We start from the raw sequence: 20,476 nt of genomic DNA on the forward strand, positions 1-20,476 counted from the left end.
TACATTCCTGTATGCGGCTCCATTTAATTATTTATCCTCAGGCGCGGGTTTTCTTGAGTTTTACTTCCACCTTTTCGCCGGGTTTGCTCACCCTTACTACCTTTTTCACCACAGCACCAGCGCCGGTACTGTAGTCCCTGTTAACCGTATTTGTACTGGTATTCTGGAACATGCCATTGATATAGTGGTCGGTATAACCTACCACTTCTGTCTGAGTATAGGAATGATCGTATCCGAATTCTGTATATAACAGGTATTCGCCGGGCATGAGGTTTACAAATTCGAAATGTCCCTGCTCATCGTACACCTGGGTAGTTTTGATGCACTGGGCAGCTTCGTCCAGCAATGCAATACCTTCCCGGCCTTTTTTACGTTGGGATTCGTTTGTTTTGATCCATTCTTTGAAATAATCGTTGTAAGGGATGAGGACCACCTTTGTACCACGGGGCGCTACCTGCTTGGCCTGGATATTCATCACCTGCATTTTGGCGAAGATAGTACCGTTGTCATTGAAATCGCGGGCAAACACCTGTCCGCTAATAATGGAGTTGCCGCCTTTCACCATTTTCATAGTTTCATCTTTATCGAAAGGGGCCTTCACAGAGTTGAAATCTGTTTCTATATCCACCATCCTGATCTGCTGGCCATTGGCCCAGCTGTCTATCTGCCACAGCCGGCGGGTCTTCTTATCGATGTAAGAAATAGATTTTTCATTGGTAGACGGCTCCACCACAGTTACTTCCCATACATCGTGCTTACCGGTGTATTTACTAACCCAGGTGCTGTTCTTCACTTCTTCCACAACGGCTTTTTTCAGATTATCACCATTGGCGGGTTTGTATTCATACACGGGTAAATCAGTGCTGTAGCCGGAAGTCAGCGGCAGCAGCGACAGGATAAACGGATAGGTATAACTGTCTATGAAATACTTGTCGCCTGCTTCTTTGACCAGGGTCTTCTTACCCGTTTTCTTATCAATATGATACCCTGTAACGTTGTTTCCGAAGTGCAGCACCATATCTTTCAGGGTGCTGTGCGACGCACGGTAAATGGGTTTGAAATCGTTCAGGTTGGATATGGAAGTATCTTTCCACTCTTCCAGTCCCACAAGGGCAGTGATAGTCGTTAATGCCAGTTTATCATTGGAGGCATTGATACCAATGGTAAAGGTACCGATCGCCGACTCGTCACTGCCATTTACGGCATAACAGGCAAGCGTATATTTACCGTTCTTCAGCAGTTTGCTGTCGAATTTTTCCTGGGCCTGACTCTCGCCTCCTATGGCTGTTAGGAGCACCGAAGCGGAAGAGATCAGGATCGATTTACGAAATTGAGAAAGCATGGTTCTGATAGTTTATCTGACAATACAAAAATAGGTAATTCAACAGGCTCAGTATATACCCGAATAAAGGGAGGCAAATATACCTGTTTTCAGGTATACACAATTGGCGTAAGGCAGATGACTAAATAACCTATATTTATTCAGATACTGGATTTAACTGCTTTAGACAAAACCTCAAGCGGATAAATTGGAAGCCAGCATCTTTTAACCGTAGAAAGATTATATAAAAATGATCAAAGACGACATAATAGCTTTCGGCAAGTACAACTGGCAGGTGCTTAGTGTTAAAGACGACAGGGCACTGATTATTACGGAACATATCATAGCGCTGCGTTGGTATCACACAAAGTTTACAGACATCACCTGGGCAGATTGTGATGTAAGAAAATATCTTAACAACGAATTTTATAATGAATTCAGCCAGGATGAAAAGGAAAAAATCAGTACCGTCACAAACAAAAATACCGACAACCAATGGTTTAAAACAAAAGGCGGTAAAGATACCGTCGACAGAATATTTTTGCTAAGTCTTGAAGAGGTTTGCGAGTACTTCGGCGACAGCAAAGAAAAATTGCATCATAAAGGTAGTCAGACATGGTTTACAGATGACGAAAACAATGCAAAAAGACAAGCAAAATATGGTAATGATTATCACTGGTGGCGGCTTCGTTCGCCCGGCTATTATGGCCGCACTGGTGCAAGCGTAAGCTATAACGGCTATGTTTACGTGCGCGGCAATGGCGTCCATGGCAGGCCCAGAGATGGCGGTGGTCTTCGGCCCGCTTTGTGGCTTAAGCGGTAAGATCAGACCTTTAGCAAAATCAATCTGACGTAGTCAATTTTTGTTATTAAATTATTTAACTTCATTTAAAACTATGCTATGATACTTCAATACCTGACAGGAGAATTCGAACATGAAGTAGAGAACACGCGTAAGTTATTACAGGCGGTACCCGAAAAAGACCTTAGTTATAAACCGTCAGAGATTTCGTGGACAATGGGGGAACTCGCCCAGCATATTGCTACCATTTACTATTGGTACGTGGGTGCGCTTACTAAAGAGGTGTACGACCTGGCCGCTGATCATCTTGAACGGGGAGATACAAATGACATCAAGGCTACGCTGGCCCTTTTTGAAAGCAATGTTGAAAAAGCCAGAGCTGCATTAAAATCGCTCACCGAGGAAAAACTGAAAGACAACTGGACAATGAAAGCCGGTGAAAAGGTTATCCTTGGGCCCATGCCAAGGGGCATTGTATCACGTGGACTTCTTTTTAATCATATTTACCACCACCGCGGCGAATTGATTGTTTATCTTCGCGCTACAGGAAATAAAGTACCTGGTTTGTATGGCCCAACCTATGAAGAAAAACGGAAAAGCTAACTCAAATGACAAACCCACCCGTATGAAGCCACTTATAGAGAAACTAACGCTGGCTGAAAACAACTCTTTTGTAGCCAGAACCTATCGTACGCCTTTGTTTGAAGTTCCCTGGCACCAGCACATAGAATACGAATTAATCCTGTTTACAGAAGGAGAAGGAAAAAGCTTTATCGGTAATTATATCGGCGAATTTCAAACCGATGACGTTTTTCTTCTTGGCAGTAATCTTCCACATACCTTTCAAAAAGCACAAAGTAATCTTGTTACAAGTGCAGTAGTAGTACAGTTCAAAGAAGACTTCTGGGGACCCGCATTTCTGCAACKTCCTGAATCCCGGAACATCTATCGGCTTCTCCACCTGTCAGCCGGTGGGCTGAAAATCCGGTCCGAATGTCGGGCGAGTCTTGGGCCGCTTATCAGGGAGCTGGAACATCTCACCGGATTTTCCCGTATCATACGGCTCTGTGAATGCCTTGAACTAATCGCACAAAGAGAAGAATATGAAATACTATCCACGCAGGAAATAAAAGAACAGGACATTAAAAGTAAGGAACGCCTTGATGCGATCTTTCAGTTCACCCATCAAAATTTCCATGCTCCCATCCAGTTAACTGATGTAGCAAAACTGGTCAATATGAGCGTACCCGCCTTCTGTAGCTATTTCCGGCGCAGTACAAAAAAGACCTATGTTGGTTATCTGAATGAAATACGGATCGGGCATGCCTGCAAACTGCTTAAAGATACACATCAACATGTGGCGGCTATTTGCTACGAAAGTGGTTTCAGTACATTGGCTAATTTCAACAACCGTTTTTTGATCGTTACCGGAACAACGCCCTCTCAATACAGGAAAAAGTTCTCCATGGCTGCTGACAGCAACAATGCTGTCCAGCAAATTAACCGCACCACCAGTATTGCCTGAAGTAAGACGCAAACGGGGTATTGGCATCATCATGCCGGCAATTGAAATTCAGGAGATCTAGATAGTATCATCTTCCGTACAGGCCTGTGCAGGTAACAAAAAATCATCTTTCGCCACATAGTAGCACCTGATTGCCCCTAATTAAGCAGGTAGCCACACGGGTTACAACGAAAGATGATTCACTTTACTGTAATTGATCTTGTGGAATTTTAGCACTAATGCTATTATTTACTATAAACCGAGGCAAGTTACTACTAACAATACGATTAAGCTTCCACTATATTATTCATTTAGTAAATAATATTAATCAGCCAGTGAGCGCATATTCACGCACACTTGTCTGTCAAATTATGGCAATCGCTGATTGCAATAATTTTTATTTAAAACCTCTAATGGTGTCAGTACTTTGATCAGATATTTGTTCCGCCACTTATGCAGCGCTTGCATCTCAAAGGCAAAACCATAGTCAGGAGTAATGATGGACAAGTATAAAAATAAGTTTATGGCTCCCTTTATAAATTTTCTTAATTTATTAGACATCTCTAATTAACTAATACATARAACCTCAATGCCTGGTACTATTTCCATCCAAACGATTGTTTGTTATTAACTGGTTAATCTCATTTCTATAAGATAGTCAATGCAAGAGCCATTATTATTCTTCCGTCATTTGCCCCCGGCTAATCACAGCATTACATAACAACTATCAATATGATATCACCTGCAGTGCTATCCAGGTTCGTTATTGCCAAATGTGTAAAAAACAAAAAAATACATTTAAATGATTTCAGTTATTATTATCCACCTCATACTAGCTATTATTCTTTTCTTTACCATTAACCTGCTGGGACAGTATACACCCTCCTCGTTAGGTTATTGCCAGCTCAGCATCTTTCGGGAAACAAATGAGGCCCCGGCATTTAATTTTGTCATCCGAGTGCTTACTCCAGCTATCTACATTACTATATTAAGTACAATATTCTATACGCTTGGGTTGGATTACCTTACTAAAAATATTTACCTGATAGGCGTATATTATGTATTGTTCAGAGGCATATTTAACATAGTTATCAACCGCGCGAAGTTAATAAACTGGCCCAAATACTTCCTTTATGCGCTCTCAATTGTGTTGCTAAGCTACTTTGTATATACAAAGTTCATCGTAACAAAAACTAACATTCTTCCTGATTTCAACAATATGGCCAATGAACTGTGGATTATCATTATACTCTTCCTTTACAATTTGCTCAATAAAGTTGAACTATCAGACAAAAGATTTGAAAAAAGGAAAAATAATTACCTAAAAATACAATTTGAAAGAGTAGACAGTAAATACAGCAGCATTATAAATAAAGAAACCGAGCACCCACGGCTCAGACAGTTAGCATTGGCTATCATCATTTATGAGGACTTTAACAGACCTAAACTATTTAGAATAATTGAGTACGTAAATTATTTTCTTACCAGAAAACCTCACACATTAGGGATAATGCAGGTGAACACTTCAAGATACATTGACGATAAAAAAAGTGTCACACTTGGAACAAGAAAACTTGTCCGGGACTATCAGACCTTAAAACCCGATTATCAGACAAGTGTCTCTTCTCTTAATTTCTATCAATATGGAGATGAATTATTTCAACAAAAATTAATTGAAAAATACAATCCAGATATGTCTTATGTCTATGAAATACTACAACTGACTAATGAAATAAACAGTAAATATGGAAATAATGGCCCAATATATCTATTTCATGAAAACTAATGGTCATCCTTAAATGCGAATGAAACCAGCCCACCAACAAACGTTTCAACAAAATTACTAAAAGGATACACGATATCGCTATCGTGTCACGCTAATGCACAATCTATAAAAAAAACTCTGACAGAGATTGTTAACAGCTCGTTATTACATTTCCTTTATGTTGTAACCTGGTCGAACAACATCTGCTGTTATCGTTATAATATTGACAATTAAGATTAAAAATCAAAAACTCATCAACGACATGTTAACTTCAATAATCATTTTGCATGACCAACAATTAAAGTTTACCCATTTCCATTTGTAAAAAACCATTGGTATTCACATCCAATTAAACCATTCAATTTAAATTATGAATAATTAACAGCAGTATTGATATTTTTTGTACAAGCATGCATAACCCTTTTCATAATTAGAAGAGGATAGAATTAAAATTCATACACCAAAATATGATAAAAGACATATACTTGGTCCTCAACCGGCCGCCCACCTCGTAATTTCCGGCACTTAACAGCCACTCCATACCTGCGTATCAATTCAAGCCTGTTTTCAAATCTATTGATAACTGACGGGGAAATTATGCTCCTACTGGTTATCGGCAAAAGCTCCATTTAATTATTAATTAATTTAAAAATTATGTCTAAGCTCCGTTCTGAAACATCCGCATCTGAAAATCGCCTCTCTGACTACTTTCAACTATTCACACAAGGCAATCAAAGAGCTTTTGCTCACATACACCAGGCATTATACAAATCAATTTTCACCTTTGCCCGCAGAATAATGCGGAATGAATTTGAAATTGAAAGTATTATTCAGGATGCATTCGTGTTCATCTGGGATCACCGGAAGAGGATGAAAAATGTAAATCACCTCAAAGGATACATCCGTCGCCGGGTGCGTTGGGATTGCCTGAGCTATCTCAAGAATGGAACAGGGCGCACCATATCGCTGGATCTTTATGATGATATGGGTACTACACTCGCTGTTTATGATCCGGAAAAAGAAAGAGCAATGCAGGAAGTAGCAAGAGCAGAGGAAGAAAAGCGACAACTGATTGAGCAGGCCATTGCCTATCTGTCTCCAACCAAAAAAACGATAATGGAATTACGCATTCGTGGATTCAAGTACAAAATGATTGCCGAAAAAACAGGTATGTCCTACCAAAAAATCTCCGGGCAAGAAAAGGCTGCCATCAAGAAATTGAAAGCGGATACCACCCGGTTGATAGTATTGACTGCCGCCTCTAAACAAAGAAAGATAATATCAGTCGCTGATTATGAAATATACCTGACCCCTCGGCAAATCGAGATATTCAGACTTCAGTACGAAAAGGGGCTGACCCTAATCCAGATCAGTGAGGCATTAGGGCTTACACAATGGCAGGTATTGCAACACCACATTGAAGGTCGCCAGAAACTCAAAAAAGTTAACAAACCAGGATGGAGAGGCTTTCCCGCCAACTAAACTATCCTTCATATCAACCCCTACAATAGGCCTGATATACCACCTAGATCATACCAAACAATTCACTTCTTAAATTAATATAATGAAAAAAATCTCTCTTGCCGTTGAGACACTTGAACTGTTCAAAAACATTATCATCAACAACAGCCTAAGATCTATCCGCTCTATTTTTCAATTAAACAATGAACAAGGACATTACCTCGATTATAAACCACCTTATCAACGCAAATATGTTTGGACCGATGTAAAAGCCACCTACCTTATTGAAACACTCTTGTTACATGGGGAAATCCCACCCATCGTTATCTATGTAAAGGGAAAGACCTGGGAAGTAATTGATGGCAGGCAACGGTGCGAAACAATTCACCGGTTTATTAAGGATGAATTCTCTCTAAAACCACGCGGGCTGGACAAATTATGGAACCTGGCGGGGAAAAAATGCTCACAGATAGAAGAAAAATTAAGAGATCGTATTCTCGATACCCCTCTCCGGCTCATCATTATAACGGCTGCTGGTGATAATGTCAATTCCCGCACCGAGGAGCTGGTGAAGCGTGAAATATTCAAACGGTATAATTCGGGTATATCGCCGTTAAAGAAGGAAGAAGTATTTAAAGCACAATACATACAGGATGATATCAACATCTATTTTAAAGACCAGTTTGAAAAAGATGTGCCACTATATCATCAAATAATGGATCTATTTGACCATAGACGAAAAAATCTGGAAACGATGATGCAACATATCCGGCAAGTGCTGGTATTGCATAATATTCCCATCAACAAATTCATATATGAGCGGGACGATATCGTCAACAAGTATTATGACTATCTTTCCTACAACATGATTACCAAAGGAGTCCAGGAAAATGTTGCGCTCATTTTCGATGACTTTAAGAAAAAATGTGCCTTTCTGATGGAAATTAAGGTGCAACTGAGTAAGCATGGTGTCCCTTCAAAAGGCATGATTTACGAATCCCTGTTTTGGGCGCTATCCGTGTGCGAAAAGGAAAAAGTGATGTCTGAGACCCTCAATACGGTCGCTTTCAAAGATAAATTGGTGGATCATTTCGTAAAACAGATGCAAAATTATCCTATTGAGCAATACAACCACTCTTCAAAATTGATGAAAAGATATGAACTGATTGCTTTCTTCTTTGCTTCTCATACAGACATTTATTTTTTACCATATCTGAAAAGTAACGAAGAATTCCTGGTCGCACATAAAGAAAGAATGGACAAATATATGGCGGAACGATTCATGCCAGGGAGTGAAGAAAAACATTTCTCCAAAACACTACCAACGTCGAATYCTGTCAGCGATATCTTCGATAAAATGAAAAGAGGGAAGTTCAACCTTAAACCAGCCTACCAGCGTACCGAAGTAATGGACGTCGCAAAAGCTTCCTCATTAATAGAAAGTATCCTGTTAGGGCTTAAAATTCACCCCTTATATATTTACCTGACAAAAGACAGCATCTCAGAGGTTATCGATGGTCAACAGCGGCTGTTGGCGATAATTGGCTTCCTGGGAGAAGAGTACAAAAATGAACATGGCAATATGGTAACTTCCAGGAAAAATAACTTTTCACTCAACTTGCAGTCAGGACTATTACCACATTTGCATGGAAAGAAGTTCAGCCAGCTTTCAGAAGAGGAGCAACTAGCTATAAAAAATTATGATCTGGAAATTATAGAGATCAGGGAGGAAAATAATAAACATTTTATTCCGGAAGAATTATTCAAGCGGCTTAACCATAAACCGATTCCTATCGATGAGCATACTTTTGAATTCTGGAATGCTTATGTTGATAGCGACATCGTTCATGCCATCAAAGGTGTTTGTCAAAGAAACAGTTGGCTGTATTTGAGAATCATAGACAGGAGAATGGTTAACGAAGAACTTGTTACCTGCTTATCCTATATACACTATATGACGAAAGGCCCAGCCAACATGAAAAACATTAAAGAAATTCTCTTCATCAACAGACTCTCCTCCACAATCGCTATCAGGTTTAAGAATAGACCATGCATTACCCATATACTAGAAAGCCAAACTTTTAAGGCGGAATTCTTACTAGCAATTAATGACTTTGAATTGGACTTTATCGAAAAAGCTAAGCTACTTATAGCCTGTTCCACCGGCAAAAAAACCGCGTTTTTAAGCAACCGTCAAATGGACAGCATTCTTCAAACCAATTGTGTAAGAGTTCCCATGCGCCTTTATCTATTATGGATCATATTAAAAGGCATTCCCATCGAATATATAGAAGATTCAAGATCAACTGTTTTACAAAAAATCAGTAAAATATTCTCGATGCTAAGGACATCCCATTCAGAGAAGGCAATCGAAAAGGCTATTATGGAGACGTGGATGCTACCAATAGCTACAGGGGAGTAAAAGACATGGAACGGAGATGATGTGAGTAACTATTCTGCCAATAATCACAATCCAAGGGAACGACCGGTATAGGTAATGTATCCTATCTGGCAAGTAGATGTTTTACACATTTAACCATTGATTAATATTATCATAAAAAATGGAAAGATCTGAGGAACGCAAGCGTAGCATAAAAGGTCCCATTTATTGCAATAGAAGCAAAGACAACTTTACCGTTAATTTTTAACTTTTATAAACTTCGGTCAAAATTATGTCGGATAACAGAACTCCTTCGAATTTTATCACACCAAAATCAATTGACAATCTATCCATCGCCGGTATATGTGTTTGGATACTTTGTTTAACAGCGTCTAGTTTCAGTACTGATCTTAATTCCTTTTGCATTAGAATCATCGCATTCAGCTTCTCCTTTCTTTGGTCAATATCTTTATTCATCCGGAAAAAGGATTTTAAATCTATTCCAAACTATATCATCCTTTTTGTCAATGCAGCGCTTATTTATGTAAATGCAGCAGGCATGAACACCGTCACAAGACAATCCCCTTTTGAGGGCTTCGGTGTAAAACCCAATCCGAATGAACATTCCGAGGCCCTAAAGCAAGTTAATGCCGGCGTCTTGGATTTATCATCCCAAAAAAACTGGTACCCAGATTATAAAATGCTAAGGCAAATCGATACCTTAAAGGAGGAGGTTATAGTATTAAATGATCAAAAGCAAAGACTATTAAACGAGTTCTCCTATATTAAAGATAAAATATACAACGTATCAAAAGATTCACTTACATCCTCCCAAATTAAAAGCTTCCTGAAAGATTTTGGGCATTACGTAGATGACACTACTAGTTACGCAATTATGAAGTCGGAGTATATATTTCTAATCGACTCAATCAAATCAGCTCTGGATTTCAGAGAAAAACATCCTATCACGCAAACAACATACTATACAATTGGAGGTCGACAAATATCAGCGGAACAATATGTAAAACTTCTTCTGGATGAAAATGTCAACACAACAAACGCATTGAATGTCTTGTTAAACAACAGTAGGTATTCTAATCAACAGGTTGATTCCATTGCGCGGGTATATAACTTGAAACTCGAACGACCAACAAATCCCAGATAAATTGGGAATAAAAAAGTTCAGGTTCGTGAAAAACAATTAGACAATATAATCAGAATTACACATGATAGATAAGATAGTTTTAAGTTTGAAAGTAATTCAGATCTACCAAAACTGGAATTATAATACTTTTTAAATACCAGTAAAATATATTTAACTTACTATACCCACACATTAGTACGAGACTACATTTTTTTAAAATGCCCCAATTATGGTTTCAGATACGCAAAAAGAAAAAGCCGGGATGCTTCTAAAATATCACCATGACGAAGAAATTTTGGTACTCTTAAATTCATGGGATAGTGGAAGCTCTAAATTAATAGAAGCATGTGGCTATAAAGCGATCGCCACAACAAGTATGGGAATAGCCGCCTCTTTAGGTTATCCTGACTGCCAGGTAATACAATTGCCGGAGATGATTGAAGTGATTACGAGGATTGTAAAGAGCGTGCAAGTTCCTGTAACGGTAGACATAGAAGCCGGCTATGGAAACAATCTGAATGAAATAATTGACGCCGTTAAAAAGATAATTGCTACAGGAATTGCAGGAATAAATATTGAGGACAGCATTGATTTAAATCCGGTATTAATTGATGAGATGGAATTTTGTGAAAGAATATCCGCTATTCGCGCTTTGTCAGATTCACTGGGTTTTCATTTAGTAATTAATGCAAGAACTGATTCATTTTATACTTCATCAGGTTCATCACAGGAGAAATTATCGGAATCAATAAAGCGTGGCAACAAATACCGTGAAGCCGGTGCAGACTGCATATTTGTTCAGCCCGTATGGGAAAAAGAAACTATCGCAACTTTAGTTAAAGAAATTAATGCGCCGATTAATATTCTTTCCAATCCTACAATTGCAGCGGGCCTATCACCATCTGTCCGTGAATTGCAGGATTTAGGCGTTGCCCGTTTAAGCCTGGGTTCAAGTTTAATGAAGGCTACTTTAGCCTTAATTAAAAAAGTGGCCGACGAATTATCTGAACAAGGAACCTCCAATATTCTATTAGATACAATGACACCACTTCCCGACGCTGCGTCCGCCTACAAAATGGCGATAGGATTAAATAAATAGCGCGGAGCCGATTACAACTAAAGCGATGGATGTATTACAGCAAAAAAGTTCGGGTGTCTCAATAAGCTATACAATAAAAGCCGCTATAATAGCGGCTTTTTTTATGCAGAAATGACGCGCCTACCCAAACTCGGATAGTTGAACAAATTAATTATTCACCTTTTGTATGTATAATAAAGTCTTTTTACATACATTTACGTAATTAATATCAGAGATGAAAGGTACAAACCTCGGAGAATTCGAAGAACTGGTGCTACTCACCGTTGCAGCGTTGATGAACGAAGCATATAGCGTAGCGATATGCGACGAACTCTCGAACCATACCGGCCGTTCAGCGAAACTCGGCGTGGTACATGCGGTGCTCAACCGTCTTGAAGAAAAGGGACTTGTGAAAAGTGAGCTCGGCGAAGCAACGAAGGCTCGTGGCGGTAAACGCAAAAGGTTCTATCAACTCACTATGCTGGGAAAGGCGTCATTGGTCAGCGCCAAATCAATGCGTGATGAACTGTGGGCCAGGATACCGTCGCTTGTCTGGCAAAAAATGTAGCATGAAAGAACAACGGCAACACCATCCGCCCGCCTGGGCGCAGCGATTTGTAGAATGGTATTGTAAACCCGGACTCGTAGAGGACCTTACAGGAGACCTCAGCGAATGCTTCGAACGGAATGTACAATCCATGGGGCCACGCCGTGCAAAGCTGATCTACATCATTGATACCTTCAAATTCTTCAGAAGTTATACGGTACGAAGTTCAATATTTGTCAACCTTTTTATGAACCGGATCATGATTGGAAGCTACGTCAAAACATCGGGGCGCAACATCATGCGCAACAAGCTGTTCTCATTCATCAATATCCTTGGCCTTGCCATCAGCATGTCTGTTGGGTTACTGTTGATCGCATTTCTACTCGACCTCCGTTCGTACGACAGGTTCAACAAAAATGGCGAGCGGATATATCGCATCACCAACATATTGACCTCCAACAGCGAAGAAAACGGCAAGTTTGCCTCCACATCCGTAAAGACAGGAAAGCTTATCCGCGAGAAGGTGGCCGGCATTGAAGAAGTGACTACTATGCGCAACAACTTCTCAGGCGACGCGAAGGTAGGCGACAATACTCTCCCCATTAAGGGCTTCTGGGCGGAGCCATCGCTGTTCAGGGTCTTTACATTCCCGATGGTGGAAGGCAACCCTGAAACGGCGCTTAAAGATCCTTATTCGGTTGTTCTCACGGAAACGGCAGCAAAGAAGCTGTTCGGCAACCAGGCGGCACTCGGCAAGGCAATCAAAATCGATACACTCGTTTACCAGGTGACCGGCATCATGAAGGACGTTCCCTTCTTTTCGCACATCAGCTTCGAAGCGCTGATATCATTGTCCACCGCTGAACAAACCAATAAAGGCGATAAAAATTATAACGCATGGACAAACATGTGGTCCAACTCCGTCTACCTCCTGCCCTCGAAAAATGCCGACATGACGGCCATCCGGTCGCAGCTCAATGCGCTTGCCAGAACGGAAAACCTTGCCGACGAAAATACCAAGATCCAACTCGAACTGCTTCCCTTATATAATATCGTGGTTGGAGAAAGCCTCCATCAATCCGAGGGTGGCCCTGGCCTCGTTGGCCCACACATCCCTCCTATTGTGCTTTGGATCCTCTGCGGGCTGGCATTAGTGGTGATATTGTCTGCATGTTTCAATTATACCAACCTCTCGATAGCACGCGCTATGCGCCGCATTAAGGAAATAGGTCTTCGCAAAGCTATCGGCGCCGAAAAGAACCAGGTACGGCTACAATTCCTGGCCGAGGCGGTCATGATCTCGCTGGCAGCGCTGCTGCTTTCATTCCTCCTGTTTCTCATATTGCGGCCGTTACTGATCAACATGGCGCCTGAGATGCAGCACACGGTGAAGCTCGATCTAACACCATCCATGGTGGCAGCCTTCATCATCTTTTCGGTCACGGTAGGTGTGATTGCCGGCTTCATGCCCGCTATATACTTTTCAAAAATCAGTCCCCTCAATGCGTTCGGGAATGCTTCATCGGTGAAAATGTTCAAACACCTGACACTCAGGCGTACGCTGGTGGTGATTCAATACACGGTTACACTGATCTTTATCACCACTACCGCCGTCGGCTATGTGCAGTATAAAAACATACTGGCATTCGACCTGGGATTCAGCACAACAAATATCCTGAACATTAATATGCAGGATAATAAGCCCGACGTACTGCTCAGGGAACTCAGTGAGATGCCGGAAGTAACTGCACTTTCCCGGTCGCTGATTACCACCGGCGTAGGAAACGCCTGGGGCGGCAATATGAAATACAAAGATTCGCGGGATTCTGTGCTGATTATGACCAATCACATCGACGAAAACTATTTACCACTGCATGACTATAAACTCGTTGCCGGTGGAAACTTTATTGCCCGACCCGCCACAGCCCAGGCCGTTGGAGAGGTGATCGTCAACCAGCAGGTTTTAAAGCGATTCAACATAGGCGCCAACAACCCCCAGAAAGCAATCGGGGAACAGATCACATTGAACGGACGCAAAATGACCATTGTTGGCGTAATGCAGGACTTTCACTATGGCAAAGTGGAGAACCTCATCGGCCCCGTAGCATTCACCTTCTGGACACCCGAAGACAGGGCCATCATCAGCGCCAAAATACAAAGCGCCGACATGCCGGCCACAGTAGCCAAGATCGAGTCCATATGGAAGAAGATCGATCGTGTACATCCGTTTATGGCTGAATTCTACGACAAAGCAATAGAAGATGCATACAGCGAATTTTCCACCATGATCAAGATCATTGGCTTCCTTTCATTTTTGGCCATTTCCATCGCATCAATGGGATTGTTCGGAATGGTGGTATTCACCACCGAAACAAGACTAAAGGAGATCGGCATCCGAAAAGTAATGGGTGCCAGCGCCGGCAACCTGATATACTTGCTGAGCCGCGGTTTTCTATTCCTCCTGTCAGTATCGGCACTCATTGCCTTGCCGGCAACTTACGTCTTCTTCCAAACCGTTGTACTCCCCAATTTTCCTTATCATGCCCCCGTGCAAATCACCGAGCTATTCGCAGGCTTACTGGCGGTATTGCTGATCGCGTTCATTATGATCGGGTCACAAACGTTAAAGGCAGCGAGGACCAATCCGGTGGCGGTCCTGAAAAGCGAATAATTATGGATACTTATCAACTCACCCAACAACAAAAAAGAGAGCATCCAATATGGTTAGCAGAAGTGAAACAGAAATGATGCAGTTAATACTGGAAGTGGCAGAGAGAGAGCCACGGGTACTGGCTGTATTACAAGATGGATCACGATCCAATCCCAATGTAACAAAAGATATATTCCAGGATTACGATATTATCTTCGTAGTAGAAAACCTGGAACCGTTCCTGCAGGATCATAGTTGGGTAGATGTTTTTGGCGAAAGAATGATCATGCAGATGCCGGAAGACATGGAACTGTATCCTCCTTCGCCGGAACTGGCAGGCGCATTCTCCTACCTGTTGCAGTTTAAGGATGGAAACCGTATCGATCTGATGATGGTCCCACTGGAAACACTGGATCACTTCACCAGTGATAGTCTTTGTAAAGTGATATGGGATAAAAGCGGGGTATTAAATGCCAATCCTCTTCCTCCTGCAAGTGACGCAAGTTATATAGTACAAAAGCCATCAGAACGTTCGTTCAATGATTGCTGTAACGAATTCTGGTATACGAATGCCGCCCTGGCAAAAGGATTGTGGCGTGAAGAAGTGATACTGGTCAAGGAATTAATAAATCAGGTGATCCGTGGCGCATTGATACAAATGATGGATTGGTACATCGGCTGCCGTCATGGATTTACAGTAAACCCCGGCAAGTTTGGAAAGTTTTACCAGCGTTACTTAGAACCGGAGATGTACGAAAAAATGCTGGCCACTTATTCAGATGCTAACCTGCAACATATATGGCAGGCAGTGTATGTTACGATGGACCTCTTCAGGAATTCTGCCAGGTTTGTTGCAGCGCAGTTAGGCTATGAGTATCCGGAAAGTTGGGATAAAAATGTAACGACCTATATGTTGCATGTACAGCAGTTACCGAAGGATGCGGCAATGATTTATGCGCCGGAAATAAAGTGATGAACGAAGTGAAACCCTTCCTGTTTGATCTTCGAAAACTACCAACATAGCAATGCCTTAAAATGACTGTCGCCAGACCGAAGTTCAACTTCAGCCTGGCGACAGACGATATATATTTCGCGGATGATTTCAATTAATCTCTTCATCCTGCTTAGCAGATATTAGAAGAAGAATCTTGCTCCCACCTGCACCTGGTACGGATCTCCACCTGGATTAGCAATTCCGCTGGTGTTAACAGAATAGTTATACGTGCTGGTTTCTTTACTGAATGCAGAAGCACGGTACAGGGAGGTATTACCAAAGTTATGGCTTGCTCCCCATTTCTTATTGAGCATATTCGCGAAGTTGAAAACATCTACAGAAAGCTCAAAACCGCTCTTTTTGGAAACCTTGAATGTTTTAGCCAGTCTTAAGTCTATTGTACCATAGAAACCATTGATGCCACCATTTCTTTCAGCAATCTTACCTTCTGATTTCTCCACATATTTTTTGAAGCTGCTACCTGCGGCTGAATTCAAAAGCTTATTCAAACCGTCTCTAACTGCTGCAGATGTACCCGGATCACTCGGATTAAATACATATGCCAGGTCGTTGGTACCACTTACAAAATCCTGGTTGCTGTTTACACCAGACAACAGGCTGTAACGGGTGCCACCAATACCAGAAAAGCGCACACCAAACACAAATCCTGCAAAGGAGGGTGATGTACCATAGAATACTACCTTATGACGGAACTGTAAATCAGAGTAAGTCATTTTACTCAAATCACGTGGATCATATGCCACCGGTAAACCTAAAGTAGCACTATTGGCAACGTTACCGTTGTAGGAGGTATTATCTTTGGAATCGTTCCAGGTATAGCTGGCGGTGATGCTACCATCTTTATAATAACGATAGTTAACATCATACACAAAAGTATAGGTATTGTTTTTACCCTTGCTGGTCAGTTCCAGTACCCTGCCAAACGCCTTGCTGATTCTACCATCCAGGTAGTTACCACTACCACCGCTGGTATTCATCTTATCTAAAGGAATATATACTCCCCTGTTGGCCTCATTAGACAAAGTGAAGTAGGGAGTTTGGACCATGTTTTTGTCTATATAGAAGTAGTTATTACGGCCGTAAGTCAGGTAAGCAGAAACACCCATTCTCAGGCGGCTGGTAATATATTTGGTATAGTTGATATTAGCTTTGTAAACGACAGGTATTTTAGCATCCGGACCTGTGTAATTGATGAGCGGCAACTGGTACTGTGCAAAAGCAGGCACTGTAGAAAGATCTTTCCTGTATGCTGCAAAATCAGGAGAAGGTATACTTACAGAACTGGTGTTCAGGTTAGCGGTCCCGAAATGTTTGCCATCAAATGTCAGGTTGTTGATGAGCATATAGTTATTAATATCGGAGCTAAACACACCTGCACCCACTTTGATATAATCTGTATGCTTTTGGTTAACATCCCATGTCAGTTGAACTCTTGGCTGCGGCACAAAAGACTTAATGCTGTTATTGGTGCTTAAGCCCAGTGCATTATACAGATCCTGGTTAAATGGCGCTTTAGGATAAGTAGCCATATCCAAACGTATACCGGCAGTAAGGCTTACTCCACTACCCAGGTCTGTTTGCAACTGACCGTAAATACCACCATTAAAAATACTGGAAGTTACGCTTGGGTCAGCCACCAATGGCACTTCACGATAGAATGCATAGGGTGTATTATTGCGGAAAGCATCCATACCTCTGTACACATATCTACCGTTTACTTCACTACCATACAATGATTTAGCGTGTGTATACATCAGATCGATACCGAAGGTATAGTTAACTTTTTCCGTGTTGTAATACAGGTTATCAGTCAGCTGGATAACGTTGTTGGTAAATCCTTCCTGACCAAAGCGGTGACCACCGATCTGAACATTGGTAGACTTGGTAGTTCCGTCAGACACTACAGAAGTTACGTTTTCAACGATCGCTCTTGGCAGCGCGCCTGGCAGCTCATCATTTTGTCTGCTGGCTTGCCAGGTATACAAATGCTGCACCTTCAATTCGTTGGTAACTTTAGTGCTGATAGTAGATCTCAGTGTTACCAACAGGCTGTTATCCTTGTTAAAGTCATTACCGGTTGACTCATACAGGTCAATGGCCGTATTATCAATCAAACCCAGTTTGTTGACATCATTGGTATAGTTATCTCTGATGGTCAACAGGTTCTTATCGTTAATCTGCCAATCTAAGCGCAGGAAGCCGGCATCAGACTGACGTGTTTTTCCAAAAGAGCCATATTGCGCATGGTTGGAAACACCATACTTTGCTCTGGCAATATTCACAAATGTATCTAATACATTCCTGGTGATGTTATATACCAACTCATCTGAAGGAGATTGTATGTCTGCAATTACCAGGGAACGGTTATCTGTCTGGTGATCCCATGCAAAGAAGTAGTGAAGTTTATCTTTGATGATCGGGCCGCCGATAGATCCTCCGAACTGATAAGTGGAATAGTCGTTATTTCTTTTGTTACCACGGATATCATAAGGGCTGGATAACCAGTTAGCACGACCAAAGCCGAATACAGAACCGGAAACCGTATTGGTACCCGATTTGGTAACAGCACTCACGGTACCACCACCTGATCTGCCGAGTGTAACATCGTACTGGTTGGTAACAACTTTAAACTCACGAACAGCTTCAATAGAGATAGAATAAGGAGCACCGCTTCTGGAGGTGGTAGGACCGGCAGAAGTAGGGTTCTTTGCAGTCATACCATCGATTGTATAGTTGGTACCAGATCCCAGCTGACCGCTGATACTGTTACCATTACCGGTAAGCGGCGACAGCGCTGCCAGGTTAGAGAAGTTTCTTCCATTAACCGGCAACCTGTTCATGTCAGTAGGGGTAATGGTGGTAGCAGCACCTGCATTCACAATCGCTTTCTTGTTGGAAGTAGATACGATGGTAACGGCATCAAGATTTGAAACAGATTGCTCCAGATCAAAGTTTACCTGGAGAGCATCCCCCTGGTTAAAATTATAGTCCTGCTTTTTCTGAGAACCAAAACCTATTGCCGATACAGTAATCGTGTAAGGACCACCGAGTGGCAATTGTTTAAAGGTGTAAAAACCTTTGGTATTTGACTGGGTCCGGTTGGTAAAACCAGTCGATTCATTTCTCACTGTAATGGATGCCCCGGGAATCATTGTACCATCCTTCCCTTTGACCTGACCATTCAGATCAGCCAGGGTGGACTGTGCAAATACTTCGGAACACATTAGCATACCTAACGTAATAAAAAGGAGACAGATTGAGCGCTTCATCGATTTAGATGGTTTAAATTCAGGCAGCGAAGTTATCTAAGCAGTATTTATCAAATATTAACGCGGCGTTAACAAAATATTATATTTGATTTTCACACCGCATTACAAATGAGTCGTATCTGATATTTATATGCTCATTAGTCGGACTATCAGGATATCTCAGGCAAACAGGTCTCATACATTTGTCGGATCCGAACTAACAGTAAAGCAGAAAAGAATTCAAGATGAATTTTATCGGTTACTTAAATATAAACAACATATTATAAATTGCCTAAAAATGAACAATATTTATATTATTATGTTGTGAGAAAGAACCGGTAATTTTTTTAACGAGTACCTACTAATCCATACCAGTCCTGATGAAACGAATAAGGAAACTAATAACTGTTTTATACCATTCTTTATACGCTACCCGGAAAACTCAACAAACGGACATCCTGCTCCTGGGAAAACTGCTTGCCAGGCAGAACAAACAACTACCTATCCTGGATGATCTTGCGGAGGCAGAATTTAAGGTATTTTCCCAATCGGGAGATGATGGTATTATTCAGTACCTGATTCATAAAGTGGAGATCCCCAATAAAACATTTATAGAATTTGGCGTGGAAAATTATGTGGAATCGAATACCAGGTTCCTGCTCAAAAATGACAACTGGAGCGGTCTGCTCATCGATGGTGGCCGGAAAAGTATTGACTACATCAAAGCCGACGACATCTACTATCAGCACAAACTGGAGGTGGTACATTCGTTTATTACAGCGGAAAATATCAACGAGCTGATCACCAGGGGTGGATTGTCGGGAGAGATTGGCCTGCTATCAATTGATATAGATGGCAATGACTACTGGATCTGGAAAGCAATCCAGGTAGTACAGCCCGTTATTGTGGTTGTTGAATACAACAGCGTCATGGGAAAAGAGCGGGCAGTTACAGTGCCTTATAAGGCCGATTTTGTAAGAGAAAAAGAACACTACAGTCACCTTTATTTTGGCGCTTCACTAAAGGCGCTATGCATGCTGGCACAAGAAAAAGGCTATTATTTTGTAGGCTCAAATTCCTATGGCAACAATGCTTACTTCGTTAAAAAAGAAAGACTGGGAGCCCTGAAAGCCCTCAGTGCTGAAGAAGGCTATGTAATGTCGCATTTCAGGGAAAGCAGGGACAAACAGGGGAATATGAACTATCTGTCGGGCGCTGACAGATACTCCTGTATAAAAGGACTGCAGGTATACAATGTCGTAAACAATGCCATAGAAGCCCTGTAGCAGATCTTAATGCTACAGAAACGGGGTGCCTGTTTCCCAAAAAGCCCCCTGATTTATTGCTCCGAAATTAATGCTGTCTTCATGAAGACAAGTCAACCCCAATAAAACCAGGGAAGGGATCAGGTTTTCAATATTSKCTAAATGCCCATACACTCGCGTTTGTCATTCTCAAATCCCTACTACACTAGCTTTGAATATTATACAATACACCATACACTCCCTTTAGATAATCTTCAATCTGCCCAAAAACTGGTTCCCCGGATTATGTTATATTT

14 protein-coding genes are annotated in these 20,476 nt (G+C 41.5%); 12 read left to right on the plus strand and 2 right to left on the minus strand.

The window, feature by feature from the left end; translation table 11 throughout:
* Positions 1-37: 37 nt before the first annotated feature.
* The gene (locus AC1DP6_RS32565) at positions 38-1,342 is read right to left on the minus strand and encodes a DUF3108 domain-containing protein (RefSeq protein WP_477058604.1); all 1,305 of its coding nucleotides are present in this window, start codon (positions 1,340-1,342) and stop codon (positions 38-40) included.
* 229 nt (positions 1,343-1,571) lie between these two features.
* Between AC1DP6_RS32565 and AC1DP6_RS32570 the strand changes: the two genes are divergently transcribed.
* From AC1DP6_RS32570 to AC1DP6_RS32620, 11 genes are all read left to right on the plus strand, one after another.
* Positions 1,572-2,144 (plus strand): DUF6273 domain-containing protein, encoded by a 573-nt coding sequence (locus tag AC1DP6_RS32570; protein ID WP_477058605.1) that lies wholly within the window; start codon positions 1,572-1,574, stop codon positions 2,142-2,144.
* 78 nt (positions 2,145-2,222) lie between these two features.
* Positions 2,223-2,726 (plus strand): DinB family protein, encoded by a 504-nt coding sequence (locus AC1DP6_RS32575; RefSeq protein WP_477058606.1) that lies wholly within the window; start codon positions 2,223-2,225, stop codon positions 2,724-2,726.
* Positions 2,727-2,748: 22 nt separating this feature from the next.
* Entirely contained in the window at positions 2,749-3,648 is a 900-nt protein-coding gene (locus AC1DP6_RS32580) for an AraC family transcriptional regulator (RefSeq protein ID WP_477058607.1), read from the plus strand.
* A gap of 781 nt (positions 3,649-4,429) precedes the next feature.
* Positions 4,430-5,413 (plus strand): hypothetical protein, encoded by a 984-nt coding sequence (locus tag AC1DP6_RS32585; RefSeq protein WP_477058608.1) that lies wholly within the window; start codon positions 4,430-4,432, stop codon positions 5,411-5,413.
* Positions 5,414-6,046: 633 nt separating this feature from the next.
* Positions 6,047-6,874 (plus strand): sigma-70 family RNA polymerase sigma factor, encoded by an 828-nt coding sequence (locus AC1DP6_RS32590; RefSeq protein ID WP_477058609.1) that lies wholly within the window; start codon positions 6,047-6,049, stop codon positions 6,872-6,874.
* 82 nt (positions 6,875-6,956) lie between these two features.
* A complete protein-coding gene (locus tag AC1DP6_RS32595; RefSeq protein ID WP_477058610.1) occupies positions 6,957-9,275 on the plus strand; it encodes a DUF262 domain-containing protein in 2,319 nt (772 codons plus the stop codon).
* Positions 9,276-9,525: 250 nt separating this feature from the next.
* Entirely contained in the window at positions 9,526-10,398 is an 873-nt protein-coding gene (locus AC1DP6_RS32600) for a hypothetical protein (protein WP_477058611.1), read from the plus strand.
* Between the two features lie 208 nt (positions 10,399-10,606).
* Positions 10,607-11,476, plus strand: a complete 870-nt coding sequence (locus tag AC1DP6_RS32605; RefSeq protein ID WP_477058612.1) for an isocitrate lyase/PEP mutase family protein — start codon at positions 10,607-10,609, stop codon at positions 11,474-11,476.
* 214 nt (positions 11,477-11,690) lie between these two features.
* Complete coding sequence (locus AC1DP6_RS32610; RefSeq protein ID WP_477058613.1) at positions 11,691-12,023, plus strand: PadR family transcriptional regulator; 333 nt, start codon at positions 11,691-11,693, stop codon at positions 12,021-12,023.
* A gap of 1 nt (position 12,024) precedes the next feature.
* Positions 12,025-14,673, plus strand: a complete 2,649-nt coding sequence (locus tag AC1DP6_RS32615; RefSeq protein WP_477058614.1) for an ABC transporter permease — start codon at positions 12,025-12,027, stop codon at positions 14,671-14,673.
* Positions 14,674-14,722: 49 nt separating this feature from the next.
* Complete coding sequence (locus tag AC1DP6_RS32620) at positions 14,723-15,625, plus strand: aminoglycoside 6-adenylyltransferase (RefSeq protein ID WP_477058615.1); 903 nt, start codon at positions 14,723-14,725, stop codon at positions 15,623-15,625.
* A 161-nt stretch (positions 15,626-15,786) separates the two neighbouring features.
* Here the strand turns inward: AC1DP6_RS32620 and AC1DP6_RS32625 are convergent, their stop codons facing one another.
* Complete coding sequence (locus tag AC1DP6_RS32625; protein WP_477058616.1) at positions 15,787-18,936, minus strand: TonB-dependent receptor; 3,150 nt, start codon at positions 18,934-18,936, stop codon at positions 15,787-15,789.
* Positions 18,937-19,295: 359 nt separating this feature from the next.
* Here AC1DP6_RS32625 and AC1DP6_RS32630 point away from each other — a divergent pair, with 359 nt between their 5' ends.
* The gene (locus AC1DP6_RS32630) at positions 19,296-20,201 is read left to right on the plus strand and encodes a hypothetical protein (RefSeq protein ID WP_477058617.1); all 906 of its coding nucleotides are present in this window, start codon (positions 19,296-19,298) and stop codon (positions 20,199-20,201) included.
* Positions 20,202-20,476 lie beyond the last annotated feature (275 nt).

The organism is Chitinophaga sp. 01L420 (assembly GCF_056399985.1).